This is a genomic window from Bradyrhizobium sp. NBAIM08 (assembly GCF_020193935.1).
GTDB lineage: Bacteria > Pseudomonadota > Alphaproteobacteria > Rhizobiales > Xanthobacteraceae > Bradyrhizobium > Bradyrhizobium yuanmingense.
On the sequence record NZ_JADYVR010000848.1, the window covers coordinates 1 to 410 of the forward strand.

The 410-nt window shown below is 67.3% G+C and carries 1 protein-coding gene; it reads right to left on the reverse strand.

The window, feature by feature from the left end; genetic code table 11:
• A partial coding sequence (locus I6F37_RS42360) for a hypothetical protein (protein ID WP_225154729.1) occupies positions 1-247 on the reverse strand: 247 nt, incomplete at its 3' end.
• Positions 248-410: the final 163 nt, after the last annotated feature.

Sequence of the window (410 nt, forward strand, 5' to 3'; positions counted from 1 at the left end):
GCGTCTCCAGAGTGTAGATGCCCTCGGCCGCATCGGCCGGCATACGAACGGAGGCGTCGTAAGTGTACGTCCCAGGGATGATGGGAAAGCCGGTCTTGCTGCTGGTCGCGAGCCGTTGCCGGCCGAGGTAGACGGACGTCCGAACGGTCCCACGCGCCACCTTGCCGGCGACGCGCGGACAGTACGTGTAGACGATGCGGCGATGAACCTCGCCGCCTGGGCGAATGCGTTCCGGCTCGACGAACATGTCCTCAATCTTGAAGAAGGGGACGGGACGCCCCGCGCAAGGCTCCAAGGACGACCGGCACATTCTCTGCTCGCCAGGCCGGGGCGGCAGGTCGCCCGGACACTGCGGGGTGCAGGCGGCCACGGTCACCGCGAGCATGGCCGTGAGCGCGCCTATCTTGATC